Annotated in this window: 1 protein-coding gene; it reads left to right on the top strand. The window is 75.0% G+C overall.

From position 1 onward, the window contains the following. Nucleotides 1-42 precede the first annotated feature (42 nt). Complete coding sequence (gene moaA, locus RF647_RS18995) at nucleotides 43-1173, top strand: GTP 3',8-cyclase MoaA (protein WP_368813094.1); 1131 nt, start codon at nucleotides 43-45, stop codon at nucleotides 1171-1173.

The following is a 1173-nucleotide window of genomic DNA, read 5'->3' as shown; positions in this document are numbered from 1 at the left end:
CCGAGCACCGTGCGGGCCGGAGACGACCACCGAGGCGGTGACATGAGTGTTTCCCTGGGACTGCCGCGGCTGCGCAGCACCGGTCCGGCACCGAGCGGCGCCCCGGCCGGGGCGGGGCTGATGGACCGCCACGGCCGCCGCGCCACCGATCTGCGGCTGTCGGTGATCGACAAGTGCAACCTGCGCTGCACCTACTGCATGCCCGCCGGCGGCCTGCCCTGGCTGCCCGCCGCCCAGCTGATGACCCCGGCCGAGATCACCCGCCTCGTCCACGTCGGGGTGACCGAGCTCGGGGTCACCGAGCTGCGCCTGACCGGCGGGGAACCCCTGGTCCGCCCCGACCTGGAGGACATCGTCGCCGGGATCCGTGCTGCCCACCCGGACCTGCCGGTCTCGCTGACCACCAACGGCATCGGCCTCACCACCCGCGCCCGGACCCTGGCCGCGGCGGGGCTGAGCCGGATCAACATCTCCCTGGACTCCCTGGACGCCGCAACCTTCCGGGCCCTGGCCCGCCGGGACCGGCTCGCCGAGGTCCTGGCCGGGGCCGAGGCCGCGGCCGCGGCCGGGCTGTCCCCGGTGAAGATCAACGCGGTGCTGATGCGCGGGATCAACGACCACGAGGCCCCCGAGTTGCTCGCCTTCGCCCTGGAGCGCGGTTTCGCGCTGCGCTTCATCGAGCAGATGCCCCTGGACGCCGACCACGGCTGGACCCGGGCGGAGATGGTCACCGCCGCCCAGATCCGCCACCGGCTCGGTGAGCGGTACCGGCTGACCCCGCACCCGGGCCCGCGCGAGGGCGCCCCGGCCGAGCTTTGGGACGTCCACCCCCTCACCCCCACCCCGGCGGACTCCCGGGCCGCCGGCGCCGGGGGCTCCGGTGGCGAGCCGCTGGGCACGGTGGGGGTGATCGCCTCGGTCACCGAGCCCTTCTGCGGCGACTGCAAGCGCACCCGGATCACCGCCGAGGGCAGGATCCGCTCCTGCCTGTTCTCCCACGAGGAGGTCGAGCTGCTGCCGCTGCTGCGGGCCGGTGCCACCGACGCCCAGCTGGCCGAGCGCTGGCGGGCGGCGATGTGGGCGAAACCGGCCGCCCACGGCATGGACCACACCGGCCTGGACTCCCCCGACTACGTCCAACCGGAACGCCCCATGAGCGCGATCGGGGGCTGA

It is taken from the genome of Kocuria sp. CPCC 205263 (assembly GCF_040981075.1).
GTDB lineage: Bacteria > Actinomycetota > Actinomycetes > Actinomycetales > Micrococcaceae > Kocuria > Kocuria rosea.
Note: the sequence above shows the minus strand (reverse complement) of the source record. Positions and strands in the feature narration are given on the sequence as shown.

Bases quoted from the DNA above. Each gene is read 5' to 3' on its own strand.
- moaA (WP_368813094.1), top strand. From the start codon at position 43: ATGAGTGTTTCCCTGGGACTGCCGCGGCTGCGCAGCACCGGTCCGGCA.